General features: G+C 60.4%; 23 protein-coding genes, 1 tRNA gene and 2 pseudogenes. 23 read left to right on the forward strand and 3 right to left on the reverse strand.

Going from position 1 to position 23,825, the window contains the following annotated elements; all coding sequences use genetic code 11:
• Position 1 precedes the first annotated feature (1 nt).
• The 16 genes and pseudogenes from exeF (at position 2) to chbG (ending at position 14,390) form a co-directional block, all read left to right on the forward strand.
• Complete coding sequence (exeF, locus tag ACTG19_RS06600; protein ID WP_113738879.1) at positions 2 to 1,222, forward strand: GspF family T2SS innner membrane protein variant ExeF; 1,221 nt, start codon at positions 2 to 4, stop codon at positions 1,220 to 1,222.
• A gap of 97 nt (positions 1,223 to 1,319) precedes the next feature.
• Positions 1,320 to 1,751, forward strand: a complete 432-nt coding sequence (gene exeG / locus ACTG19_RS06605) for a GspG family T2SS major pseudopilin variant ExeG (protein ID WP_005338297.1) — start codon at positions 1,320 to 1,322, stop codon at positions 1,749 to 1,751.
• 38 nt (positions 1,752 to 1,789) lie between these two features.
• Positions 1,790 to 2,362 (forward strand): GspH family T2SS minor pseudopilin variant ExeH, encoded by a 573-nt coding sequence (gene exeH, locus ACTG19_RS06610; RefSeq protein WP_005350046.1) that lies wholly within the window; start codon positions 1,790 to 1,792, stop codon positions 2,360 to 2,362.
• On the forward strand, positions 2,359 to 2,718 hold the full coding sequence (gene exeI, locus ACTG19_RS06615; protein WP_005338301.1) for a GspI family T2SS minor pseudopilin variant ExeI: 360 nt from the start codon (positions 2,359 to 2,361) through the stop codon (positions 2,716 to 2,718). Before exeH ends, exeI begins: the two co-directional genes overlap by 4 nt.
• Positions 2,715 to 3,362: pseudogene (gene gspJ, locus ACTG19_RS06620) on the forward strand (type II secretion system minor pseudopilin GspJ); the annotation flags it as partial. The gene exeI and the pseudogene gspJ, both read left to right, overlap by 4 nt.
• 112 nt (positions 3,363 to 3,474) lie before the next feature.
• Positions 3,475 to 4,476: a GspK family T2SS minor pseudopilin variant ExeK gene (exeK, locus tag ACTG19_RS06625; RefSeq protein ID WP_113738881.1), complete on the forward strand. Its 1,002-nt coding sequence runs from the start codon at positions 3,475 to 3,477 to the stop codon at positions 4,474 to 4,476.
• A gap of 122 nt (positions 4,477 to 4,598) precedes the next feature.
• Positions 4,599 to 5,783 (forward strand): GspL family type II secretion system protein ExeL, encoded by a 1,185-nt coding sequence (gene exeL / locus ACTG19_RS06630; RefSeq protein WP_113738882.1) that lies wholly within the window; start codon positions 4,599 to 4,601, stop codon positions 5,781 to 5,783.
• Positions 5,780 to 6,271 (forward strand): GspM family type II secretion system protein ExeM, encoded by a 492-nt coding sequence (gene exeM / locus ACTG19_RS06635; protein WP_113738883.1) that lies wholly within the window; start codon positions 5,780 to 5,782, stop codon positions 6,269 to 6,271. The genes exeL and exeM overlap by 4 nt, the downstream gene beginning before the upstream one ends.
• Positions 6,268 to 7,035, forward strand: a complete 768-nt coding sequence (gene exeN / locus ACTG19_RS06640) for a GspN family type II secretion system protein ExeN (RefSeq protein WP_113738884.1) — start codon at positions 6,268 to 6,270, stop codon at positions 7,033 to 7,035. Before exeM ends, exeN begins: the two co-directional genes overlap by 4 nt.
• Before the next feature lie 629 nt (positions 7,036 to 7,664).
• Positions 7,665 to 7,985, forward strand: coding sequence for a PTS sugar transporter subunit IIB (locus ACTG19_RS06645; RefSeq protein WP_005350034.1), 321 nt, complete (start codon positions 7,665 to 7,667; stop codon positions 7,983 to 7,985).
• 10 nt (positions 7,986 to 7,995) lie between these two features.
• On the forward strand, positions 7,996 to 9,357 hold the full coding sequence (gene chbC, locus ACTG19_RS06650) for a PTS N,N'-diacetylchitobiose transporter subunit IIC (protein ID WP_113738885.1): 1,362 nt from the start codon (positions 7,996 to 7,998) through the stop codon (positions 9,355 to 9,357).
• A 68-nt stretch (positions 9,358 to 9,425) separates the two neighbouring features.
• Positions 9,426 to 10,808: a glycoside hydrolase family 1 protein gene (locus ACTG19_RS06655; RefSeq protein ID WP_113738886.1), complete on the forward strand. Its 1,383-nt coding sequence runs from the start codon at positions 9,426 to 9,428 to the stop codon at positions 10,806 to 10,808.
• Positions 10,809 to 10,844: 36 nt separating this feature from the next.
• Positions 10,845 to 11,198, forward strand: coding sequence for a PTS N,N'-diacetylchitobiose transporter subunit IIA (gene chbA / locus ACTG19_RS06660; protein WP_113738887.1), 354 nt, complete (start codon positions 10,845 to 10,847; stop codon positions 11,196 to 11,198).
• Between the two features lie 54 nt (positions 11,199 to 11,252).
• Complete coding sequence (chbR, locus tag ACTG19_RS06665; RefSeq protein WP_005350023.1) at positions 11,253 to 12,080, forward strand: transcriptional regulator ChbR; 828 nt, start codon at positions 11,253 to 11,255, stop codon at positions 12,078 to 12,080.
• Between the two features lie 145 nt (positions 12,081 to 12,225).
• Positions 12,226 to 13,572, forward strand: a complete 1,347-nt coding sequence (locus ACTG19_RS06670) for a 6-phospho-beta-glucosidase (RefSeq protein ID WP_113738888.1) — start codon at positions 12,226 to 12,228, stop codon at positions 13,570 to 13,572.
• Between the two features lie 53 nt (positions 13,573 to 13,625).
• Positions 13,626 to 14,390 (forward strand): chitin disaccharide deacetylase, encoded by a 765-nt coding sequence (gene chbG / locus ACTG19_RS06675; RefSeq protein WP_113738889.1) that lies wholly within the window; start codon positions 13,626 to 13,628, stop codon positions 14,388 to 14,390.
• 84 nt (positions 14,391 to 14,474) lie between these two features.
• Here the strand turns inward: chbG and ACTG19_RS06680 are convergent.
• Positions 14,475 to 14,562, reverse strand: a tRNA-Ser gene (locus ACTG19_RS06680).
• Between the two features lie 208 nt (positions 14,563 to 14,770).
• Between ACTG19_RS06680 and ACTG19_RS06685 the strand changes: the two genes are divergently transcribed.
• From ACTG19_RS06685 to ACTG19_RS06695, 3 genes are all read left to right on the forward strand, one after another.
• Positions 14,771 to 15,427, forward strand: coding sequence for a Bax inhibitor-1/YccA family protein (locus ACTG19_RS06685; RefSeq protein WP_005338308.1), 657 nt, complete (start codon positions 14,771 to 14,773; stop codon positions 15,425 to 15,427).
• A 249-nt stretch (positions 15,428 to 15,676) separates the two neighbouring features.
• Complete coding sequence (yccS, locus tag ACTG19_RS06690; RefSeq protein WP_113738910.1) at positions 15,677 to 17,830, forward strand: YccS family putative transporter; 2,154 nt, start codon at positions 15,677 to 15,679, stop codon at positions 17,828 to 17,830.
• Between the two features lie 24 nt (positions 17,831 to 17,854).
• A complete protein-coding gene (locus tag ACTG19_RS06695; protein WP_019446869.1) occupies positions 17,855 to 18,205 on the forward strand; it encodes a TusE/DsrC/DsvC family sulfur relay protein in 351 nt (116 codons plus the stop codon).
• Between the two features lie 113 nt (positions 18,206 to 18,318).
• Here ACTG19_RS06695 and ACTG19_RS06700 read toward each other — a convergent pair whose 3' ends face one another.
• Together ACTG19_RS06700 and ACTG19_RS06705 are read right to left on the reverse strand one after the other, a co-directional pair.
• A complete protein-coding gene (locus ACTG19_RS06700; protein WP_113738911.1) occupies positions 18,319 to 19,233 on the reverse strand; it encodes a Gfo/Idh/MocA family protein in 915 nt (304 codons plus the stop codon).
• A gap of 128 nt (positions 19,234 to 19,361) precedes the next feature.
• Positions 19,362 to 20,243, reverse strand: coding sequence for a LysR family transcriptional regulator (locus ACTG19_RS06705; RefSeq protein ID WP_113738912.1), 882 nt, complete (start codon positions 20,241 to 20,243; stop codon positions 19,362 to 19,364).
• Positions 20,244 to 20,348: 105 nt separating this feature from the next.
• Between ACTG19_RS06705 and ACTG19_RS06710 the strand changes: the two genes are divergently transcribed.
• From ACTG19_RS06710 to ACTG19_RS06725, 4 genes and pseudogenes are all read left to right on the forward strand, one after another.
• Positions 20,349 to 20,957, forward strand: a complete 609-nt coding sequence (locus ACTG19_RS06710) for a short chain dehydrogenase (protein WP_005347588.1) — start codon at positions 20,349 to 20,351, stop codon at positions 20,955 to 20,957.
• 184 nt (positions 20,958 to 21,141) lie between these two features.
• Positions 21,142 to 21,666, forward strand: a complete 525-nt coding sequence (locus ACTG19_RS06715) for a DinB family protein (RefSeq protein ID WP_201914103.1) — start codon at positions 21,142 to 21,144, stop codon at positions 21,664 to 21,666.
• Between the two features lie 15 nt (positions 21,667 to 21,681).
• Positions 21,682 to 22,109: pseudogene (locus tag ACTG19_RS06720) on the forward strand (hypothetical protein).
• 214 nt (positions 22,110 to 22,323) lie between these two features.
• On the forward strand, positions 22,324 to 23,823 hold the full coding sequence (locus tag ACTG19_RS06725; protein ID WP_439988903.1) for a histidine-type phosphatase: 1,500 nt from the start codon (positions 22,324 to 22,326) through the stop codon (positions 23,821 to 23,823).
• Positions 23,824 to 23,825: the final 2 nt, after the last annotated feature.

The raw sequence follows: 23,825 nt of genomic DNA on the forward strand, positions 1-23,825 counted from the left end.
GATGGCGGCATTCGAATACAAGGCTCTCGACAACAAGGGGCGCAGCAAGAGCGGCGTGATGGAGGGGGATTCCGCCCGTCAGGTGCGCCAGCTGCTGCGCGAGCAGGGGCTCACCCCGCTCGAGGTAAACGAGACCACCGAGAAGGCGAAACGGGAAGCTACCCGCTTCGCCCTTTTTCGTCGTGGCGCCAGCACAGCCGAGCTGGCCCTGATCACCCGCCAGCTGGCGACTCTGGTGGGGGCCGGTCTCACCATCGAAGAGGCGCTCAAGGCGGTGGCCGAGCAGTGCGAAAAAGCTCACCTACGCAGTCTGGTGGCGACCGTGCGCAGCAAGGTGGTGGAAGGTTATTCGCTGGCCGACTCGCTGGGGGCTTTTCCCCATGTGTTCGACCAGCTGTTTCGCTCCATGGTGGCGGCCGGTGAAAAGTCGGGCCATCTGGAGAAGGTGCTCAACCGCCTCGCCGACTACACCGAGCAGCGCCAGCATATGCGCACCAAGTTGTTGCAGGCGATGATCTACCCCATTGTGCTCACCTGCGTCGCCATCGGGGTTATATCGATCCTGCTCACCGCCGTGGTGCCCAAGGTGGTGGCCCAGTTTGAACACATGGGCCAGCAGCTGCCGGGCACCACCCGTTTTCTCATCGGTACCAGCGAGCTGATGCAGGCCTATGGCCTCTGGTTCCTGCTGCTGCTCTTTATCGCCAGCTTTGTTTGGCGCTGGTGGCTCACCGACGAGAAGCGCCGTCGGCGCTGGCATCAGGTGCTGCTCGGCCTGCCGGTGATTGGCCGGGTCAGCCGCGGTCTTAACACCGCCCGCTTCGCCCGTACTTTAAGCATCCTCAACGCCAGTGCGGTGCCGCTGCTGGAGGGGATGAAGATCGCCGGCGAAGTGCTCTCCAACGACTTTGCCAGAATGCGCATTCTCGAGGCTGCCGAACGGGTGCGCGAGGGGACCAGTCTGCGCAAGTCGCTGACCGAGACCAAGATTTTCCCGCCCATGATGCTGCACATGATCGCCTCCGGCGAACAGAGCGGCGAGCTCGACAGCATGCTGGAGCGGGCGGCAGACAACCAGGATCGGGAGTTTGAATCCCAGGTCAATATCGCCCTCGGGGTGTTCGAACCCATGCTGGTGGTCTCCATGGCCGGGGTGGTGCTGTTTATCGTGATGTCGATCCTGCAGCCGATCCTCGAGCTCAACAATATGGTGAATATGTAAGTTTCCGGCGTTCGGTGGTGCCGCTAGAGGCCCGTCGAACCCACCCAGTGATCACTCTCTGATGGGCTATCCCATCTCATTCGTTACGGAGCAACTCATGAACAAACGTCGTCAATCCGGTTTTACCCTGCTGGAAGTCATGGTGGTCATCGTGATCCTCGGCATTCTGGCCAGTCTGGTGGTGCCCAACCTGATGGGCAACAAGGAGAAAGCTGACCAGCAGAAAGCGGTCTCCGATATCGTGGCGCTGGAAAATGCCCTCGACATGTACAAGCTGGACAACAACCGCTACCCGACCACCGAACAGGGTCTGGACGCGCTGGTGACCAAGCCCTCCATCGATCCGGCGCCGCGCAGCTACCGCGATGGCGGCTACATCAAGCGCCTGCCGCAAGATCCCTGGGGCAACCCGTACCAGCTGCTGAGCCCGGGCCAGTTCGGCAAGATCGACATCTTCTCCATGGGTCTGGATGGTGAAGCCGGTACCGATGACGACATCGGCAACTGGAACCTGAAGGATTTCCAATAAGTGATATGTCGCCACCGCACTCCTTGTGAGCTGACTGCATGAAGCGATCTCTCTCCTTTCATCGCCAATCCGGCTTTACTCTGCTGGAAGTGTTGCTGGTCGCCATGCTGATGGGACTAGTGGCCACCGCCGTCACTCTCAGCATGGGAGGCGCCAGAGGAGATCGGGAGCTGGACAAGCAGGCGCGTCGCCTGATGGCGACGCTGCAGCTGGCGCAGGAGTATGCGGTGATGGATGGTCGGCTGGTAGGCATTCGCATCGAGGATAACGGCTGGCAGTTTATGCAGCGTCAGGCCAAAGATCGCAAGTGGCTGGCCCTGACTGGCGACAAGCAGCTGGGGCCGGTGCAACTGGCCGAGAACATGACGCTGGCGCTTGAGCTGGAAGGCTTTGGCTGGCAGCCGGACTCCGACGAGAAAACCGAACAGAAGCGCGACGAGAAGGAGCGCACGCCGCAGTTGCTCATCTTCCCGGGCGGCGAGCTGAGCCCGTTCGTGCTCACCTTCACCCAGCAGGATGACGATGCCCGCTACACCCGCATCGTCAAGGGGGACGAGTTCGGCCGCCTCACCCTGCTCACCGGCGATGAAGATGAAGAGGTGAGCGAATGAACGCCCGCGGCATGACCTTACTCGAAGTGATGGTAGCGCTGGCAGTCTTTGCTATCGCAGGTCTCGCGGTAATGAAAACCGCCAGCGAACATCTCTCGGCCCTCAACTATCTGGAGCAGAAGACACTCGCCACCTGGGTGGTAGAGAACCAGCTGGTGCAACAGAAGCTCGAAAACAAGTGGCCCGGCGACAGCTGGGTGGAAGGGGATGAGCAGATGGCGGGCAGCACCTGGTACTGGCGCTATCGCGGCGTCGCCACCGCCGACAACAACTTCCGGGCGCTCGATATGGAAGTGCGCACCGAGGCCAAGGCCGAGAACCCGGTCGCCATGATGCGGACCTATATCAGCCGATGACCCAGCTATCCGCCCGCACGCCTCGTACCGTCCGTCACGCCGGTTTCACCCTGCTCGAAATGCTAGTGGCGATCGCCATCTTCGCCACTCTCAGCATGGGCGCCTATCAGGTGCTGCAAGGGGTGCTCACCAGCGACGAGGTAGCCAAGCGCAAGGAGGTCCGCCTCAACGAATTGCAGCTCGCCTTCACCCTGCTGGAGCGAGACATCACCCAGATGGTGCCGCGCAGCGGTCGCATCGAGGGGGAGAACAACAAGGTGCTGCTGGCGGCCTCCCGCTTCGGCCAGCAGAGCGATGACTGGGGCATGGCCTTTATGCGCAGCGGCTGGCTCAACCCGGACGGCATGCTGCCCCGCTCCCATCTGCAACGGGTCGGCTGGCGACTCAAGGATCAGAAGCTGGAGCGCCTGAGCTACCTCTATCCGGATCCGGTGATCGGCACCGAGCCACGCATCCAGCCGGTGCTGGCGGGAGTCACGGCGTTTCGCCTCTACTTCTTCGACAAGGGCAACTGGAAAGAGGAGTGGAGCCAGCGCAGCGTGCTGCCACACGGGCTGGCAGTGGAGCTGGATCTGGAAGATTACGGCACCATTCGCCGCCAGTTCCTGATTGGTGCCGGTGGCCAGCGCGCCGAAGAGAACAGCCAGAGCAGCAACCCCGACCAAGGTGGCAACAACAACGGGAACAACGGGAACAACGGCGGCAACGGCAATACCAATGGCGGTAATGGTGACAGCCAGAACGGAGGGGGCGCCAATGCGGGCTAATCTCGCCGCCCCCGGTCACCAGCGCGGCATGGCGCTGCTGGTGGTGCTACTGATCCTCTCGGTGATGGTGATCATCGCCAGCAATATGAGCGGCCGCCTGCAGCTTGAGCTGCGCCGCACCGCCAACATCACCACCGGCAAACAGGCATGGTGGTATGCCCTCTCGGCAGAAGCGCTGGTGAGCAAGGTGCTGACGCAGGATTTCAAGGACAACCCCGAGGTGGTCAACCTCAGCCAGAACTGGGCCCGCAAGAACACTGTATTTCCGGTGGACGATGGCCAGCTCAAGGGCGAGGTGACCGACCTGCAATCCTGCTTCAACCTCAACAGCCTGAGCGTGGCCTCCAAGGCGGGGAGCGGCGAGGAGCTGGCTCAGCAGCCCTATCCGGTGCAGGTGTTTCGCGAACTGCTCAAGCAGCTGGCGATGGATGATTACGAGGCGGCCCAGCTCACCGACGCCATCCGTGACTGGACCGACAAGGATACGGTGCTGGTCTCCAGCCTTGGCGCCGAGGACGCCTATTACGAGGGTCTCAAGCCACCCTACCTGACCGCCAACCAGTGGATGCTTGGCAAGGATGAGCTGCGGGCGGTGCGCGGGGTGACGGCCCGGGTCTATGCCAAACTGGCCCCCTATGTCTGCACCCTGCCCAACGACAAGTTGAAGATCAATATCAATACCCTTGCCCCCCAGCGCCCCGAGCTGCTGGTTGCCCTCTATCTGGGCACTATCGGGCTGGATGACGCCAAGCGAGTACTGAACGAGCGGCCACAGAAGGGGTGGAAAGAGAGCAAGCTGATGACAGACATGCTCGCTCCGGTCGATGCGGTGAAAGGGCTGAAAGAGGCGCTGGCGGTCAAGAGCGACTTCTTCGAAGCCCGAGTCGTGGCCGAGGTCGGCGACAACCGGGCCTGGCTCGAAACCCTGTTCCAGCGGGGCAAGGACAATAAACTGGTGATGCTGCGCCGCCTCAGTAGCGGCGCCGAATAAACAGCGCACCTGCAGGCCATCGCCCGCGGGTACGAGAGATGTTGGATGCAGCCTGCGGGCTGCGCACCGGTTGCCTGGGCGCACAAAGCCCTTTGCAAACCGGTATCGCAGGAGAGAGATGCGTGAGCGAAAGTCTGGTCATCCGACTGGGGACCAATAAACAACAACCCGTGGCCTGGCTGGTCTGGTCCGGTCAGGAGCAGGAGATCATCGCCTCCGGCACCCTGCCTTCGGCCGATGCCCTGAGCGAGCTGCAGGAGCGGGCCGGTGGCCGCCCCGTGGTCACCCTGGTGCCGGGCAGCGATCTGATCTTCCGGCGCGTCACCCTGCCGGGTCGCTACAACCGCCAGTCGGCAGCGGCCCTCCCCTACCTGTTGGAGGAGCAGATCGCCTCCGACGTGGACGAGCTCCATCTGGTGGTGCTGGCTCATGAAGGTCAACAGGTCGACCTGATGGCGGTGGATCGGCAGAAGATGGCCGAGTGGCTCGACTGGCTCGATGCCGCTGGCCTCAAGAGCCTGCAACTGCTGCCCGATGTGCTGGCGCTGCCACAGGCCGCTGATGGCTGGTCTGCCCTGCAGCTCGGCAGCGAGTGGCTGGTACGCCAGGGCCCCTGTCAGGGGATCGTAGCCGACGAGCCGCTGCTGGCTATCTTGCTGGCAACCGAAGTAGAGCCGATCACCATCCACAGCCACACACCGGTGCCCGCCATTGCCGCCGCCAACTGGCAGGCGGCGGAGCCTGAACTCCCCATGCTGCTGCTGGCCAAAGGGGCCCTCATCTGCCGGGCCAACCTGCTGACCGGTCCCTACCGACCGCAGACCGAATATGCCCGCTACTGGTTGCAGTGGCGCAAGGTAGCCATCACCGCGGGTCTGTTGCTGCTGGTGGCCCTCGGCCAGCGCGGGGTGCAGCTTTATCAGCTCACCGAGCAGGACAAGGCGCTGAAAGCGGAGATCCGTGCCGTCTATACCCGCATCTTCCCGGGTGAGAGCCGCATCGTGAACGTGCGCAGCCAGATGAACCAGCATCTGCAACAGATGGGACAAGCCCCGCAAAACGGCGTGCTGCTGATGCTCACCGAGCTGGCCCCCACCTTTGCCGAAGTCCCCGGTCTGAAACCACAGGTGATGCGCTTTGATGCCAGTCGCCGCGAGCTGAGGCTGCAGGTGACCGCCCCAGGCTTTGCCGAGATCGAGCGGTTCCGTGAGCTGGCTGGCAAGCAATTCGAGGTACAGCAAGGCGAGGTGCGCAGCACCGAGGGCAAGGTAGAGGGCGCACTGGTGCTCAAGGGTAAATCATCATGATGGAAAAATTGCAGAGCTGGTGGCACGGCATCACAGCACGGGAACAGCGGCTGGTGGTCGCAGGTGGCGCCCTGTTGCTGGTTGGTCTCTTCTACTGGAGCGTCTGGCAGCCCATCGCCAACCGCATCGCGGAGCGGGAGCGGCAGGTGCAAAACCAGCAGCAGACCCTCGCCTGGCTCAAGGAGAAGGGGGAAGAGGTGCTGGCCATGCAGGGTGGCTCGGGTCGCCAGATCGATACTAGCGGCACCCTGGAAGGGGTGGTCAACCGCACCGCCTTCAACCACAAGATCAAGATTGCCCGGCTGCAACCCCAGGCGCAGGAGCTGCAAGTGTGGATCGACACGGTCCAGTTCGATGACTTGCTGCTCTGGCTCTCCACTCTGGTGGAGCAGCACGGCATTCAGGTTCAAATCATCGAGATCGCCCGCGAGGATCTGGCCCCGGGTCTGGTCAAGGTCAGACGTTTGCAGTTGAGTCGTCCACAATGAAAAAACGCATCCTGATTGCCAGCCTGTTTCTGGCCGCCTATCTGCTCTTCCTGCTGGCCACCCTGCCCGCGGCACTGGTGGCTCGCCATCTGCCGCTGCCTGCCAACGTCGCCAATCTGCTGAAACTGGAAGGGGTGAGCGGCACCCTCTGGAGTGGCCAGATTGCCCGACTGCAATATGCCAGCGAATCGGTGAACCAGCTGCGCTGGGATCTCAACGGCTGGTCGCTGCTGCGCTTCGCCCCCGAAGTGGCCATACGCTTTGGCGATCGCAACGGACTCAATGGTCAGGGCGTTGTCGGCTGGAATGGCGCCGCCTTCGGCCGGGATCTAACCCTCAACGCCCCCGCCCCTTGGTTGCTGAGCCGGGTGCCGATGCGCCTACCGATCCCGATCACCGTCAGCGGCCAGCTGCAGCTCAAAGTGGAGCAATTTGCCCAGGGCAACCCCTGGTGTGACAACCTCTACGGCAACCTCGACTGGTACAACGCCAGCGCCGATACCCCGGCGGGCAAGCTGGATCTGGCCGATCCTGAGCTGAAGCTCACCTGCCTCGACTCCAAACTGGTGGCCGAACTCAAGCAGGGCTCCGATGCGGTGCAGACCATGGGTCGCCTCGAGCTGCAACCCAATGGCCAATACCTGTTCCAGGGCACCTTGAAGCCGGGCCCAGAATTGCCGCCACAGATGCAACAGGGGCTCCCCTTCCTCGGCCAGCCCGACAGTCAGGGCCGCTTCCCCCTGCGCTATCAGGGGCGGATCTAACTCCTATCCCGCTGACCCCGGAGCCACTCCGGGGTCAGCTTGTTTATCCCTTTGTGCCTTCTCCTCTCACTGCACTGACCCCCTCAGCCCTTACTCATTTAACTCTGACGTACCGCCACATCCCCTGTAAGAGTGTCTGATCCCCCTCTCTTTCAACCCGCTCTGCGCAGCAACAACCAGCCTCACTCGTCAATCCACTTGCCGCAAATGGTCAATGAGCACACACCCTGCTCAAAAAGTGGCAACTCGCCATAGCAAAATTAAATATCAATAAGATTGCATCATTTGATAAATGTGAGCTGTCACCCGTTATTGATCTTTTCCAGCCACATTACAGCCGCCCACAAAAGCATAAAAATAACTAACTGAAAAATAACGATTAAAAAAGAAAATCATCCTCTTCACGCCCCATTCAATCTCATTTCCTTTGTGCCAACCCATCAGAAATGTGAGCAACGGCAAAACAACAGGTCAACCAGAGACTATTGATAAAAAATCGAAATACCAGATGGAACCCAGAGACCGATACAATGAAGTCAATTTGAGATGATTGATGTGTCTTGATAACACAACAGGCAACCATCTCGACCGATCTGTTCATTTGGTTTTCAAGCGTTGAGGGAAGGGTTATGGAAAAGAAGCGTATCTACCTGTTTTGCTCTGCCGGGATGTCCACTTCACTGCTGGTTTCAAAGATGAAGGCGCAGGCGGAAAAATATGATGTGCCGGTGCTGATCGATGCCTATCCGGAGACCCTGGCTGGCGAGAAGGGACAGGATGCCGACTTGGTGCTGCTGGGCCCGCAAATCGCCTACATGCTGCCGGAGATCCAGCAGCAACTGCCGGGTAAGCCGGTCGAGGTGATCGACACCCTGCTCTACGGCAAGGTCGATGGCCTCGGCGTACTGAAGGCGGCGGTAGCCTCTATCAAGAAGAGCCTCGCGCAGTAAGGAGATCCCTGTGAGCAACATCATCGCATCGTTGGAGAAGGTCATACTGCCCATAGCCGTCAAGCTGGGCAAACAACCTCATGTCAACGCCATCAAGAACGGTTTTATCAAGCTGATGCCCCTGACGCTGGTCGGGGCCATGTTTGTTCTCATCAACAACGTCTTTCTGAGCTTTGGCGAAGGCTCCTTCTTCTACTCTATCGGCGTGCGGATCGATCCCGCCACCATCGCCACCCTTGATGGCCTCAAGAGCATCGGCGGCAACGTCTATAACGGTACCCTGGGCATCATGTCCCTGATGGCCCCCTTCTTTATTGGTCTGGCACTGGCCGAAGAGCGCAAGACCGACCCCCTGGCCTCCGGTTTGCTGTCGGTTGCAGCCTTTATGACCGTCACGCCGTTCAGCGTGGGCGAAGCCTATGCGGTCGGCGCCAACTGGCTGGGCGGAGCTAACATCATCTCCGGCATGCTGATCGGTATCGCCGTGGCCGAAATGTTCGCCTTTATCGTCCGTCGCAACTGGGTCATCACCCTGCCAGACAGCGTTCCAGCTTCTGTCTCCCGCTCCTTCTCGGCTTTGATCCCGGGCTTTATCATCCTCTCCATCATGGGGGTGCTCTCCTACCTGCTGAACAATGCCGGCACCAACTTCCACCAGCTGATCATGGACAGTATCTCCACCCCGCTGGCCAATATGGGGGGTCTGGTGGGCTGGGTCTATGTGATCTTCTCCTCCTTCCTCTGGTTCTTCGGTGTACACGGCATGCTGGCGCTCACTGCGCTGGAGTCAGGTGTACTTTTCCCCTTCGCCCTGGAAAACGTAGCCCTCTACAACCAGTACGGTTCGGTCGAAGCGGCGCTGGAGGCAGGCAAGCAGTTCCACTTCTGGGCCAAGCCGATCACCGACTCCTTCGTCTTCCTCGGCGGTACCGGTGCCACGTTGGGCCTCATCATCGCCATCTTTATGGTCTCCCGTCGCGATGACTACCGTCAGGTCGCCAAGCTGGGTCTGCCCTCCGGCATGTTCCAGATCAACGAGCCCATTCTGTTCGGCTTGCCGGTCATCATGAACCCCATCCTGTTGGTGCCCTTCATCCTGGTGCACCCGGTACTGATGGGGATCACCATGGCGGCCTACTACGCCGGGATCATCCCGCCCATCACCAACATAGCACCATGGACCATGCCGACCGGCCTGGGTGCCTTCTTCAACACCAACGGCAGCGTGGCCGCCTTCTGTCTGGCGATATTCAACCTGGGTGTCGCGACCATGATGTATATCCCCTTCGTGCTGATTGCCAACAAAGCGCAGAACGTCATCGATGAAGAAGAGGAGAGCGAAGAGGATATCGCTCTGGCTCTGAAGTTCTGATAACAGCCATTCCAATGACAGCAAGGGAGGAGCAAAACTCCTCCCCTAACAGCCTGGAGAAGTAACCCATGCAGTATCGTTTTCCTGATAACTTCTGGTGGGGCAGCGCCAGCTCGGCCCCGCAGATGGAAGGCGCCGCCAACCGCAGCGGCAAATCCGCCAATATCTTTGACTACTGGTTCTCCATCGAACCGCAGCGTTTCCACAACGGGGTCGGCCCGACCGACACTTCCACCTTCTATGACAACTTCGAGAGCGACATCAAGCTGCTCAAGCAGCTGGGGCACAACAGTTTTCGCACCTCCATCTCCTGGTCACGGCTGATCCCGGACGGGGTGGGCGAAATCAACCAGGAGGCGGTCAGCTTCTACAACACCGTCTTTGACCGGCTGCTGGCCGAGGGGATCACCCCGCTTATCAACCTCTACCACTTCGACATGCCGATGTGCATGCAGGAGCGTGGCGGCTGGGAGAGCCGGGAAGTGGTGGCCGCCTATGTGCGCTACGCCACCCGCTGCTTCGACCTGTTTGGCGGTCGCATCAAGCACTGGTTCACCTTCAACGAGCCGATTGTGCCGGTCGAGTGCGGCTACCTTGGCCACTACCACTACCCCTGCGTGGTCGATTTTGGTAGGGCGGCCACCGTCGCCTACCACACCGCGCTGGCCCATGCCGGTGCCGTGCAGGCCTATCGCGCCTGCCAGCATGATGGCGAGATCGGCATCATCCTCAACCTGAGCCCGACCTATCCCCGCTCGCAGGATCCGGCAGATCTCGCCGCCTCCCGCATCGCGGATCTGCTGCTCAACAAGAGCTTCCTCGATCCGGCCCTGAAGGGGAGCTACGACCCCGAGCTGGTCGCGCTGCTAGAGCAGTACGACTTGCTGCCGCAGATCGAAGAGGGTGACAAGGCGCTGCTCGCCGCCGGCAAGGTGGATATCCTCGGCATCAACTACTACCAGCCGCGCCGGGTCAAGGCCAAAGAGGTGGCGTGGCAGGGTGTACCGCGCACGCCGGAAGATCTGTTCGACTACTACGAGATGCCGGGCCGCAAGATGAACCCCCACCGCGGCTGGGAGATTTACGAAAAAGGGATCTACGACATCCTCACCGACCTGCGAGTCAACTACGGCAACCTGCCCTGCTACATCTCGGAAAACGGCATGGGGGTCGAAGGGGAAGAGCGCTTTATCGGTCCCGAGGGACGGGTGGAGGATGACTACCGCATCCAGTTCATTCGCGAGCACCTCCAGTGGCTGCATCGCGCACTGGAAGAGGGCAGCGCCTGTCGCGGCTATCACCTGTGGACCTTTATCGACAACTGGTCGTGGCTCAACGCCTACAAGAACCGTTACGGCTTCGTCCGCCTCGATCTGGAGAGCCAGCAGCGCACCATCAAGAAGAGCGGCTACTGGTTTGCCGAGGTAGCGCGCAACCATGGTTTTAATTAACGGTTTCAATTAACGCATTTACGTAAGGAACGACACATGTTCGATCTGGACAACATCACTGAAGAGGCCACCACCAGCAACGATCTGGAAGAGGTGGTAATGGGGCTTATCATCAACTCCGGGCAGGCCCGCAGTCTCGCCTACACCGCGCTGAAAAAGGCCAAGGAGGGGGATCTGGCCGCCGCTCACCAGCTGATGGCCCAATCCCGCGAGGCGCTCAATGCCGCCCATCTGGTGCAGACCCAGCTGATCGAGGACGATCAGGGGGAAGGCAAGATCCCGGTCACCCTGGTGCTGGTTCATGCCCAGGATCACCTGATGACCTCCATGCTGGCCCGTGAGCTGATCAGCGAGCTGATCGAGCTGCACGAAAAGCTGCAGAACAAGTAACCTCCGGACGGGGCGAGAGGCCCCGTCATCGGCCCGCAGATCAGGAAGCGACTCATGAGCGTTAAAACAATCCGGGAAACCGAACTGTTTAACAACAAACCGTTCCACATGTTCATCTACAACAAACAGGTGAGCGGAACCGGTTTGCACCAGCATGACTACTACGAGTTCACCCTGGTACTGACCGGTCGTTACTATCAGGAGGTCAACGGCAAGCGGGTGCTGCTGGAACGGGGGGATGTGGTGTTTATCCCGCTCGGCTCCCGCCATCAGAGCTTCTACGAGTTCGGCACCACCCGCATCTTCAACGTCGGGATCACCCGTACCTATTTTGACGAGCACTTCAAATACCTGTTGCCGGAACACTTCGTCGCCTCACAGGCCTATGCGCTCAAGAGCGAGTTCCTCAGCTACATCGAGTCGGTACTGGTCTCCCCGGGCTTTAGGGAAGAGGCACTGACCGAATTTCTCGAAGTGGTGACCTACGCGGTAATGAACCGGCTGCGTCACTACAAGGACACCTCCGCCAGCGATGATCTTCCGCTCTGGCTCCATGAAACCGTGGAGCGGATGCACGATCGCCCCCTCTTTGCCGATGATGCGCTGGCCAACATGGTCTCCCTCTGTGGCAAGAGCCAGGAGTATCTGACCCGGGCCACCCGGCGTTACTACAACAAGACGCCGATGCAGATCATTAACGAGATCCGGATCAACTACGCCAAGATGCAGTTGGAGGTGACCAACAACTCGGTGGCCGATATCGCCTTCGAGACCGGCTACAACGACGTCAGCCTCTTTATCAAAAACTTCAAGAAGCTCACCTCGTTTACCCCGGGCAGTTACCGCAAATATCTCTATCCGAAATTCGAAAGTTCAGCCTGAGACCAGCGAGTTACTGACCTAAACAACCCGGTTCAAGAGAACCAATCCATTGTGACCAGCCCCTGCCACAGGCGGCTGCGGCCCCTCTCACCATGAAGACAGAGCGGCCACCATCAAACCTAGAAAGATCGATGAAGAGGGATTTATGAGCGAGAAGATCAAGGTAGTCACCATTGGCGGCGGCAGCAGCTACACCCCCGAGCTGGTCGATGGTTTCATCAAGCGCTATACCGAGCTGCCCATCAGCGAGCTGTGGCTGGTGGATATTCCCGCTGGCGAAGAGAAACTGAACATCATCTTCGAGCTCTGCCAGCGGATGATCCGTCAGGCAGGCATCCCCATGACCCTGCACAAAACCCTGGATCGCCGCGAGGCACTAGTGGGCGCCCACTTCGTCACCACCCAGCTTCGCGTCGGCCAGCTGCAGGCGCGGGAGAAGGATGAGCGCATCCCGCTCAGTCACGGCATGCTGGGGCAGGAGACCAACGGCGCAGGCGGCCTGTTCAAGGGGCTGCGAACCATACCGGTCATCTTCGACATCATCCGCGACGTCGAAGAGCTTTGCCCGGATGCCTGGCTGATTAACTTCACCAATCCGGCTGGCATGGTGACCGAAGCGGTGCGCCGTCATACCAACTTCCGCCGTTTTATTGGGGTGTGCAATATTCCGGTCGGCATGCAGATGTTTGTACGCGATGCCCTCCAGCTGACCGAGCATGATCACCTCTCCATGGATTTGTTCGGCCTCAACCATCTGGTCTTTATCGGCGATGTGCTGGTCAACGGCGAATCACGCTTTGACGAGCTGCTGGAAGGGGTCGCCGATGGCAGCCTGACCCGCGCCAGCTCGGTCAAGAACATCTTCGACCTGCCGTTCGATCCCGGTTTTATCCGCGGCTTGCGCCTGCTTCCCTGCTCCTACCTGCGTTACTACTTCAAGGAGAAAGAGATGCTGGGGATCGAGATGGGTGAGTTCTACAAGGGCGGTGCCCGAGCTCAGGTGGTACAGCAGGTCGAGAAGAAACTGTTCGAGCTCTACCAGAACCCCGAGCTGTGCGAAAAGCCCAAGGAGCTGGAGCTGCGTGGCGGCGCCTACTACTCCGATGCAGCCTGCGAAGTGATCAGCGCCATCTACAACGACAAGCAGAGCGAGCACTACGTCATCGTGCCCCATCAGGGCCATGTCACCAATATCCCGGCCGACTGGACGGTGGAGATGAGCTGCCTTATCGGGCGTGACGGTGCCATCCCCCACCCGCGCCTCACCCGCTTTGACGACAAAGTGAACGGGCTGGTGCACCTCATCAAGAGCTTCGAGATAGCCGCCGCCAAGGCTGCCATCAGTGGCGACTTCGATGACCTGCTGCTGGCGATGAACCTCAACCCGCTGATCCACTCCGACAACGATGCCCGCATCGTCGCCCGCGAGCTGCTGCTGGCCCACCGCGAACACCTGCCCAGCTTCGCCGCCGCCATCGACGCCCTCGCCTGAGGCCAACACGCCCCACCCGAACTGGCGGGGCGCTTAACCGCAAGGGAATCCTCATGAGCAAGAGATTGATCATTAACGCCGACGACTTCGGCCTCTGCCGCGCCCAGAACTACGGCATCGTAGAAGCGTTCGAGCACGGGGTCGTCAGCTCCACCAGCGCCATCGTCACCTCCCCCGCTATCGCGCACGCCGCCTGGCTGGCCGAACGCTTCCCCGAATTGCCAGTCGGGCTGCACTTTATGCTCAGCTGGGGGAAGCCGCTCACGCCGCTCACCTCGCTGGTGAACGAGCAGGGCGAGCTCAACAAGGGGATCTGGCACAAGAGCGAGGCGGGAGAGCTGGATCTGGCCGAGATATCCGGCGAGCTGGCGAGTCAGTATCAGCGCTTTGTCGAGATCTTCGGCCAACGGCCGACCCATATCGACAGCCACCACCATGTTCATATGTTGCCGACTATCTACCCGCTGGTGGAGGCTTTCGCCAAGGCGCATGGCCTGCCCCTTCGCATCGACCGGGGCGAAATAGCCCGCCACGGACTGACCGTCAACCATCCGCAGAGCTGCGATCGGTTCGACGACCGCTTCTACGGCGCGCAGCTGACCCAAGACAGCCTGCTGCAACTGCTCGATGAGGCCAGTGAACAGGGGGCCCATTCGCTCGAGATCATGTGCCACCCCTCCTTTATCGATCTGGAGATGCAAGGCAGCTCCTACTGCCAGCCCCGCCTCAACGAACTGGCAATCCTGACCGACCCGTCCCTGCCCGCCCTTATCGCCGAGCGCGGCTACCGCCTCGCCAGCTATCGGGAGTGGCAATAGCCAGCACGCCATCAGGTGGACCGGTAAAAACCGCAGATGCAAAAAAACCCAAGCGGGTGACCGCTTGGGCTTTCTCTTTGAATATGGCGGAGGAGGTGGGATTTGAACCCACGGATGGTCGCCCATCGCCGGTTTTCAAGACCGGTGCATTCAGCCGCTCTGCCACCCCTCCGAACGGCGTGCATACTACGCTAAGCCCTTGTTCATATGCAATACATATTTCCTGTGGAATAGTGTGCGGGAGCAAAAGGGCAGGTGGCTTGAAATTGTTCCTCGTCATCCCTATTTGTTCTACATACAATGCGTAAACATGCAGTAACAAACAGCGATCACGAGGCGGCTGCTCGCCGTCTCACCCGGACATCAAGAGGACACCCAAGATGGATACCCGTTCTATCTACACTGGCACCCAAAGTGCCGTACGCGATACCAACAAGGTACTGCGTAACACCTATATGCTGCTCTCCCTCACTCTGGGCTTCTCTGCCGTGGTGGCGGGGGTCGCTACCGTGATGAACATGCCGCCGCTGCACTGGGCCGTGTTCCTGATCGGTGTCTACGGTTTGATGTTCCTGACCGAGAAGAATCGCAACAACGGCATGGGGCTGGTCTTCACCTTCGCCCTGACCGGTCTGCTGGGCTATAGCCTGGGCCCCATCATCAACATGTACATGAACAATGGTGGTGGCGAGATCGTGATGACCGCCCTTGGCGGCACCGCGCTCACCTTCTTCGGTCTGTCGGCCTATGCCCTGACCACCAAGCGTGACCTCTCTTTCATCGGCGGCATGCTGTTCGTCGGTTTCTGGGTACTGCTGGTGGCCATGATTGCCAACATCTTCCTGCAGATGAGCGCCCTGAGCCTGGCCCTGTCCGCCATGTTCATGCTGTTCTCTTCCGGCGCCATCCTGCTGACTACCCAGCAGATCGTGCGCGGCGGCGAGACCAACTACATCTCCGCCACCGTCACCCTGTATGTCTCAATCTACAACATCTTCCTGAGCTTGCTGAGCCTGCTTGGCGGCAACCGCAACTAATCAGAAACCCCGCTTCGGCGGGGTTTTTATTGGCTCCTCTTTCTGTCAGGATAAGTTGTAAATCAAGGATATGAAGCGAAGTGGCCCTGATTTGGATCAGGGCCACTTCGCGCTTGGCGGGTTACTATCTCGCTCTCGTTTCGATCAAGGGTTTCACCTGTCTCATGCCGATGGATCTCTCTGGCCTGCTGCGCCGACTGCTGATTGATAGTCACATCGATTTTGCTTCGCTCAAGGGTGGTGCCTAGCATGCCCATGGAATTCTCCGGTTTGTTACGCCGACTGCTGACCGATAGTCACATCTACTTCGCTCTCAAAGTGCTGCTGGCCATTCTCGGTCTGCTCGCCTTTACCCTGGCCACCGGCAATATCCAGCTCACCGTGCTGCTCTCCCTCGGAGTCGTGGCGGGCGCCATCGCCGAAACCGACGACAGCCTGTGGGGACGGCTCAAAAACCTCGCCATGACGCTCATCTGCTTCATGTTCGCGTCCCTGTGCGTCCAGTATCTCTACCCCACCCCCTGGCTGTTTGCCATCGGGCTCGCCAGCTCCACCTTTATCTTCGTGATGGTGGGGGCGCTAGGTGCCCGCTACGCCACCATCAGCTTCGGCTCGCTGCTGATCGCCATCTACACCATGCTGGGAGCCGCCAAGGCGCCAGATCTTTTCTACCAGCCGCTGGCCCTCGGCGCCGGCGCCCTCTGGTACGGGCTGGTCTCGTTTATCTGGCTCTGGCTGCTCCCCTACAAGACCCTGCACGAGCAGCTGGCCCAGAGCTACTTCGCCCTTGGTCGCTACCTGCTGGAGAAATCCCGCTTCTTCCCGGCGGACGAGCACGGCGCCCAGGCCATTCGCCACAATCTGGCCCAGCTCAACATCAATCTGGTGAGCGCGCTGACCCTCACCAAATCGGCCCTCAACGCCCGCCTGAGTCGCCGCCATCCGGCGAGCCCAGAGCTGGCCAGCCTGCTGCGTCTCTACCTGCTGGCACTGGAGATTCACGAGCGCGCCACCTCCAGCCACTACCCCTACAGCCGGCTGGAAGCAGAGCTCAAGCAGGGCATCGTACTGGAAGGATTTCAGGAGGTGTTTCTGCAACTCTCCGAGGCGTGCCAGCGGCTCGGTTACGCCATTCTGGTGCACAAGCCCTACTCCCATAACAAGCGCATCCACTGGACGCTGGAGGCCCTCGGCGATCAGCTGGAGTTCACCAATCTCAAGCAGCACTACCCGAAAACCCTGCTGACGCCGATGAAGTTCCTGCGCCGCAATCTGGCCAGCATCAACCAGCTGCTGGGCAGCGCCGAAGTGCTGCAAAACCCCGAGCAGCCAGAGCAGGAGCTACCCGCGCTGGCGCGGCCGCCCCGCCTGCCGCTGCTGACCCAGCTCAAGCAGCACCTCACCTTGCACTCTATGGTGTTTCGCCACGCGCTGCGCCTCTCCTTGGGGCTGGTGATCGGCTACGGCATACTGCAAGCCTTTGATCTGGAAAAGGGCTACTGGATTTTGCTGACCGTGCTGTTTGTCTGCCAGCCCAGCTACAGCGCCACCCGCCGCCGACTGGTGCAGCGGATGCTCGGCACCTTCGCCGGCATACTGGTGGGCATTCCGGTGCTCTGGCTCTTCCCCGAGCTGCACGTCCAGCTGGTGGTGATGGGGCTGGCCGCCTTCCTCTTCTTCACCCAAGTGCGCAACAACTACAGCGCCGCGGTCTGCTTTATCACCCTCTACGTGCTGATGGCGTTCAACCTGCTTGATGGCATCGGCTTTGCCATTCTGGGGCCGCGCTTGCTCGATACCCTGCTCGGCTGCCTGATCTCCTACGGGCTGGTGGCCTGGCTCTGGCCGGACTGGCAGTACAAGCGGCTGCCGACGCTTATCGCCAATTCGCTCTCGGCCAACGCCCGCTACCTCTCGGCGGTGCTGGCGAGCCTCAAGCAGCAGCGCGATGAGTCCATCGACTATCGGGTGGCGCGCAAGAGCGCCCATCTGGCGGACAGCGAACTGGCCACCGCCTGGCAGAGCATGCTGGTGGAGCCGCAAAAGCGCCGCCGCTTCCTCGATCTCTGCTTTACCCTCACCTGGCGCAATCACGCTCTGCTCTCCTACATCTCGGCGCTGGGGGCCCATCGCGACAAGCTGGAGGCCATCAGCGGACTGGATGAGGTACGCCACCATATCTGCCACACCCTTGAGCAGGCCGCCGGTCATCTGGCGGGCAACCCCTCCAGCTCCATCGGAGGTCAGTGCCCGGTTATAAGTCCGGATAGCAGCGAGGAGCAGCTGATGCTGACCCAGCAGCTCAACCTGATCAGCGAGCTGGCGGATCAGCTGCTGCATCTGGCCAACGAGAGTCGGTTGCTCACCGGGGATCAAGGCGCTACCATGCCCGCCCAATCCTGATAGCCCCATTAGCGAGGAGCCCCCATGTCTGCGTCCGAAAAACATCAGCTGGAATTCAACGGCCAACTCATCGAGACCGATGCCAAGGGCTACCTGCTCAACAGCAACGACTGGAGCGAGGAGCTGGCGCTGGTGCTGGCTGCGCAGGAGGGGATCACGCTTGAGGAGCCGCACTGGGAAGTGGTGCGCTTTGTGCGCGCCTTCTATCTGGAGTTCAACACCTCCCCTGCCATCCGCGCGCTGGTCAAGGCGATGGAGAAGCAGTACGGCCCCGAGAAGGGCAACAGCCGCTATCTCTACAAGCTGTTCCCGGAAGGGCCCGCCAAGCAGGCAACCAAGATTGGCGGCCTGCCCAAGCCGGTAAAGTGCATCTGATCCCATGCATCTCATCCCATAACAACGGGGGGCCGCAACTGCGGCCCCCCGTTGTGTTTGGTGCGCTATCTTCGCGCACCTCGCATTCATATCCCTCAGGCTTCCAGCCAGCCTTACCCCCGCTTGTCAGCCAGCGCCACCAGCTGCTCAGCCAGCCGGTGACCGTGCAGGTAGGAGGTAATCAGCTCGCTATCCGCTTTGCCGATTTCAATCTGCTGATACCAGTGCTCCAGCATGGCGGCAAAGCCACGCTGGGCCAGCACTGGCTGCCAGTCGCTGGGGGCAAGCGTCTGGGCCTGCTTGTCGCGGGCGATGATGCCGCGGGTGCAGTTCTCAAGGTGCAGGGAGAGATTGTCGCCGTAGGCATCGATGCGCTCCTCGGTGATCCCCGCGCTGCGGTTCATGCTGCCGCTGATGGCGCGATCGCCGCTCTGCCAGCTGACGCTCACCCCGGCCAGCAGGCTATTGTCCTTCATATCCGGTCGCAATACCGCATGAAAGTCGCCGTCCGGCACGCCGCCATAGAAGCAGAGGCTGTCGAGCACATGGATAAAGTCGTCGAACATAAAATCCCGCGCCTTGCCCGGCAGGGCGAAGCGGTGTTTCTGCCAGTTAAGCTCGGTGAGCGGCTGGGCGCGGGCCTCGGCCATGGCGGGCAGATAGCGGCGGTTAAAGCCGGTAAAGAGGGCGCAATCTTGCGCGATGGCAAGGTTGGCCAGCGCTTCTGCCTCGGCCAGCGTGTCGCACAGGGGTTTGTCGACAAAGGTGGGGATCCCCGCGCGCAGGCACTGCTCGGCCAGCTCGCGATGAACGGCGGTGGCGGCATGGATCATCACGGCGTCGGGGCGGCTGGCCAGCAGGGCCGCCACATCGGTAAAGCACTCGGCGACCCGATACTGGCGGGCCAGCTGCTCCAGCACCGCCGGATTGCGGGTGCAGAGCAGCGGGGTGACCCGCTCGTCACTCGCCAGCAGCGGCAGATAGGCTTTTTGGGCGATATCCCCCAGACCAATCATGGCAATGCGCATCTCAACTCCTTTTCACTCGATAACGGGACAAGCGGATAACTGCCCGCACCATCGCAGGATTTGTCCCGCAGATCCAGCCTGCCGTTAGCGCGCTGGCTGGCGGCGGCCGCTCTGTGCAAACTGCGGCGTTATCCGGGCATGGCAAGATCGCAGACCGACTTGATCACCTCGGCCAGCCACTCGATGGCGAGATTGCCCTGACTTTTGCGATGTCTGCCGACCACCACCTCGAACGGCTGGGGCGCCCCGGCCAGCGCCAGCACACGAAAATCCCCGAGGGCGGCGATGGCCGACGGAATGCAGGCCGCAACATCATTGACCGACATAAAGGCTTGCAGCGAGGTGTAACAGGGGAGCGTCGCCACCGCCGCGCTGGCGACCTGCTGCGGGCTCATCTGCCCTTCGAAATTGCCGACGCTGTTGGCGAACTGCACAAAGGGGATGGCCGCCAGATCCTGCGGGGCCTTGTCCGGAAGATATAGGGAGTCGCGGCGCAGCACGCAGCAGTAGTGATCCCGACGCAGGGTGGCGCGCAGCAACCCCGGGTCGAGATAGGCATCAAAACCAATCACCAGATCGACCTCGCCACTGGCCAGCGCGTCCAGATGGAGTTCGGCCTGAAAGTCCACCACATCGAGCCGAATGGAGGGCGCCTGAGTGCGCAGGGCGCTCGCCAGCCTTGGGATAATGGCGAGCTGGGCATATTCGTTGGCCATCACCCTGAAGGTGCGCTGGCTGCTGGCGGGATCGAAGGGGGCAGCCACAAAGACCCCGTCGATATCGGCCAGGATCTGCTCGAACTTGTCGGCCAGCTGGCAAGCGTAGTCGGTCGGCTGCAACCCGGCGCTCTGGCGGATAAACAGCTCCGCGGGAAAGAGATCGCGCAGCTTTTTCAGATGGCTGCTCACCCCCTGTTGGGAGATCTCCATCAGCTCAGCCACCCGCGACACGCTCTTGTATCTCACCAGCAGCACCAGCACCCGCATCTGCCTGATATCGATCTTCTCCACCCTTACCTCACCAATTTCAGTTGTATCACATACAAATCACCCATGATTTACATTGTATCAGTGGCTCTCTAACCTTGCAGCTCTTCCAGCAAAGCGAGGTTAACGATGAAAACTGTCATTCTGATTGGTGCTCAGGGGAAAATGGGGCAAGCCGCCCTCAGTGGTCTGGGCAAGCACAAGGTCATTACCGCCAGCCGCTCCGGCGAGGGATGTGATTTTCAGGTGGATATCACCAGCAGAGAGTCCATTGAGCGCCTCTACCAAAACGTGGGCTCCTTCGATGCGGTGGTCAATACCGCAGGATTTTGCGAATACGCCCCCTTTGGCGAGATGAGCGACGAGCAGTGGCAAACCACCATCCAGAGCAAGCTGATGGGGCAGATAAATCTGGTCAATATCGGCCTCAACTACATCAATCAGGGGGGCTCCTTCACCCTGATCTCCGGCATCCTCAATATCAAGCCGATCCCGCTGGCCATTGCCGATGCCACCACCAGCGGCGCCATAGATACCTTTGTCCAGTGCGTGGCCCACGAGCTTCCCCGCGGCATTCGCATCAATGTGGTCAACCCGACCGTACTGGAAGAGGCGTGGGACGTATATGGCGAGATGATGCCGGGCTTCCAGCCGGTGCCGGGCGCCCTGGTCGGCAAGGCGTTTGAGCGCTCCGTCGATGGCTTTATTAGCGGCCAAGTGCTCTATGTCGATGCCTGATCCGGTTCAGGTGTGGCCCCAATGCCTTTGTAATTCCTTGTCGATATTTTTCCTCTTCCCCGACAGCGCCAGCTCTCGGGGCTTTTTGTATGACGGGGGCCAAAGCTGCAACAGAATGGGTTTCGTATTGAGCCCACTTTGGCTAACATGCCGCACTTCACGAAGCGACAAGGGCAAGGACGCGATGAGCAACAAGACACTGCAATCCCTCTTTCACTACAAACGCTGGGCCGATGGCGAACTGCTGGATGCGATCGCCACACTCGATGCGCAGCAATATGGCGAGGCACACCACACCTGCCTCAGGATCTTCAACCATATCCATGTGGTCGATGCCATCTTCAAGGCCAATCTGCTGGGGGAAAACCACGGCTTTACCGCCACCAATACCCCGGAGACGCCGACCCTCACCGCCCTGCGCAGCGCAGTCACCGAGCTGGATAACTGGCTGGTGGATTACGTCGCGGCGCTGAGCCCGCAAGAGGGGGCAACCCCGCTCTCGTTTCACTTTGTCGATGGTGACAAGGGGCAGATGAGCCGCGATGAAATGCTGCTCCATCTGGTAACTCATGGTGGCTATCACAGGGGCGCCATCGGGCGGATTCTGGTGCAGTGCGGCATCACGCCGCCGCGCGATACCCTGACCACCTTTTTGCATCGCAGCGAGCCGGAGCGACGTGGCCAAGATAGCGCGTCACTGGCGCAATAACGGAGTCTTGCCCTTATGAATCGTCTTGTATGTATTTCTCATCCGCTGCTGCTCGCGCTGCCATTGCTGCTAGGTGGCTGCGCTGCCGCCATCGATCACTATTCGGGGCGCTTTCGCGAGACCCTGACACAGGGACAACCCCGAGAACATATCCGTGCCGAGTTGGGCGAACCGCAGCCTTGTACACAAGGCCAATATCTGGATACGCCGCAGGTCAAAGGGTGCGATCGCTTTACCGTGCTCGGCAAGATCCACAAGCGCGCTGACGGCAATGGTCAGGCCACGGCAAGCGCCGTGGGGAGCTGATCCTGATACCGATGACAGTAGCTGGGGTCGCGGCGGACTATACCCAGCGCCACACCATTACCGTCTATTACGATCGGGACGATCACTACCTGTTTCACACCCTGCAGAACGCCAAGGGGCAGGAGGTAAGACAATAAGCCCCCATCCCAAACGCGCTCACTGACCACTCAGCCGTGACCGGCGCAGTGGTTGGTTGAGCCTCTATTGCCTTCCCTATAGCCATCTCCTGCCCCTCCCCTTGCTTACTGCTTTATCAGAAGTCATCAGCCTGTCATCTGGCCGACATCCCGCGGTCATTTTCAAGTCATAGAGTTTTTCACTTATTTTTCATATGGATAGATAAGGAACATCATGACTTTCCCGCGCTCTTCTTATGTGGCTTTGGCCGTCTCGCTGGTCTTGCTTGGCGGCTGCCAGTCAGAGAACGAATCGTCTACCGACAGCCAGGGCAAAACCGCCTATCAATACAGCACCAAAGCGGTCTACAGCCCGCAGCAGCAGGCGGAGAGCTACGAGCCAGCGCCTCAGGGGTTCAGCCCGGTCTTTACCGAGATGGTGGCGCGCCACGGCTCGCGCTCCCTCTCCAGCCCGAAATATGACGTACTGACCAAGCTGGTATGGGAAGAGGCGCAGCGTCAGGGGGCGCTTACCACCCTCGGGCAGGGGCTGGGAGGCAAGGTCGATCTGGTGACGGCCGCCAACCAGAAACTGGGCTATGGCCTGCTCTCGGCGCTGGGCAAGGAGGAGCACGCCAATCTCGCCACCCGGCTGGCGGCGCGGCTGCCGACCCTGCTCAACAGCAGCGAACCCCACTGCATCAAGGTGGTCACCTCGGGCAAGGACAGGGCCAACGAAAGCGCCTTCTACTTTATGGAGAGCCTCAAACGCGACGTGAGCTATGTCAGCGACTCGGCGCAGTGCTACCTCACGCAGGATGACCCCTCGAAAATCGACAAAAAGCTGGTCAACAAGTTCGAGCTTTACTTCCACAAGACCACGCCCGAGGGGGATTACGCCCGCTTCCTGCCCGCCTATGAGAGCTACCAGCGCTTTATCGGCGACGAAGATGCCGGAATCGCCCCGGCCCCCGAGCTGGCCAGGGCGCTGGATCAGCTTAAAAACCTGAGCAAAACCAAAGAGATGGCCCGCAGCATGCTGGAGCGTATCTACAGCAAGGGCTTTGTCGACTATCTGGCGGGCGGCGTCGAGTTTGTCGCCGTCAATCCGGAAGATGGCGGCATGACCTATGTGCGCGACGAAGTGGATGCCGCCCTGATGCTCTACAACCTCTTTATCATCGGCCCCGGCATGATCCGCGAAGCGCAGGCACAGGGCAGCGAACCTTGGGCGCTGGAGCAGTTCCTCACCCCGGAAGAGTCTGCCTGGTTCTCCTACCTCTCCGATGCGGAAGATTTCTACGAGAAGGGGCCGAGCTTTGCCAACCAGAGCGCCCCCTACGCCATTGCCCAGCCGCTGCTCGACGGCCTGTTTGGCGAGGTGCAGCGTCAGGTGGTGGAGGGTGAGCAGAGCCGACGGGCCACCCTGCGCTTTGCCCACGCCGAAGCCATTATCCCCCTCGCAGCCCTGATGAAGCTGGAAGGGAGCCGTCAGGGGGCCAGCCCGGATCAGCTGTTCAGCCAGCAGAACAACGAGTGGCGCGGCGGCTGGGTCTCCCCCTATACCGCCAATATTCAGTGGGATATCTATCAGAACGGGCAGCGGCAAGTGCTGGTCAAGATGCTCTATAACGAAAAGGAGATCGCCTTTAAGACGGGCTGCCAACCCTACCAGAGCAGCAGCCACTACTACGACTTCGAGGAGCTCAAGCGCTGCTACGGCTATAACGGCTAACC

The organism is Aeromonas sp. 3P (assembly GCF_051919745.1).
Lineage (GTDB): Bacteria > Pseudomonadota > Gammaproteobacteria > Enterobacterales > Aeromonadaceae > Aeromonas > Aeromonas veronii.

Bases quoted from the DNA above. Each gene is read 5' to 3' on its own strand.
- chbG (WP_113738889.1), top strand. From the start codon at position 13,626: ATGAGCAAGAGATTGATCATTAACGCCGACGACTTCGGCCTCTGCCGC.
- ACTG19_RS06685 (WP_005338308.1), top strand. From the start codon at position 14,771: ATGGATACCCGTTCTATCTACACTGGCACCCAAAGTGCCGTACGCGAT.
- exeK (WP_113738881.1), top strand. From the start codon at position 3,475: ATGCGGGCTAATCTCGCCGCCCCCGGTCACCAGCGCGGCATGGCGCTG.
- ACTG19_RS06645 (WP_005350034.1), top strand. From the start codon at position 7,665: ATGGAAAAGAAGCGTATCTACCTGTTTTGCTCTGCCGGGATGTCCACT.
- chbR (WP_005350023.1), top strand. From the start codon at position 11,253: ATGAGCGTTAAAACAATCCGGGAAACCGAACTGTTTAACAACAAACCG.
- chbA (WP_113738887.1), top strand. From the start codon at position 10,845: ATGTTCGATCTGGACAACATCACTGAAGAGGCCACCACCAGCAACGAT.
- exeG (WP_005338297.1), top strand. From the start codon at position 1,320: ATGAACAAACGTCGTCAATCCGGTTTTACCCTGCTGGAAGTCATGGTG.
- ACTG19_RS06700 (WP_113738911.1), bottom strand. From the start codon at position 19,233: ATGCGCATTGCCATGATTGGTCTGGGGGATATCGCCCAAAAAGCCTAT.
- yccS (WP_113738910.1), top strand. From the start codon at position 15,677: ATGCCCATGGAATTCTCCGGTTTGTTACGCCGACTGCTGACCGATAGT.
- exeM (WP_113738883.1), top strand. From the start codon at position 5,780: ATGATGGAAAAATTGCAGAGCTGGTGGCACGGCATCACAGCACGGGAA.
- exeN (WP_113738884.1), top strand. From the start codon at position 6,268: ATGAAAAAACGCATCCTGATTGCCAGCCTGTTTCTGGCCGCCTATCTG.
- exeF (WP_113738879.1), top strand. From the start codon at position 2: ATGGCGGCATTCGAATACAAGGCTCTCGACAACAAGGGGCGCAGCAAG.
- ACTG19_RS06710 (WP_005347588.1), top strand. From the start codon at position 20,349: ATGAAAACTGTCATTCTGATTGGTGCTCAGGGGAAAATGGGGCAAGCC.
- ACTG19_RS06670 (WP_113738888.1), top strand. From the start codon at position 12,226: ATGAGCGAGAAGATCAAGGTAGTCACCATTGGCGGCGGCAGCAGCTAC.
- exeI (WP_005338301.1), top strand. From the start codon at position 2,359: ATGAACGCCCGCGGCATGACCTTACTCGAAGTGATGGTAGCGCTGGCA.
- ACTG19_RS06715 (WP_201914103.1), top strand. From the start codon at position 21,142: ATGAGCAACAAGACACTGCAATCCCTCTTTCACTACAAACGCTGGGCC.
- ACTG19_RS06725 (WP_439988903.1), top strand. From the start codon at position 22,324: ATGACTTTCCCGCGCTCTTCTTATGTGGCTTTGGCCGTCTCGCTGGTC.
- exeH (WP_005350046.1), top strand. From the start codon at position 1,790: ATGAAGCGATCTCTCTCCTTTCATCGCCAATCCGGCTTTACTCTGCTG.
- ACTG19_RS06655 (WP_113738886.1), top strand. From the start codon at position 9,426: ATGCAGTATCGTTTTCCTGATAACTTCTGGTGGGGCAGCGCCAGCTCG.
- ACTG19_RS06695 (WP_019446869.1), top strand. From the start codon at position 17,855: ATGTCTGCGTCCGAAAAACATCAGCTGGAATTCAACGGCCAACTCATC.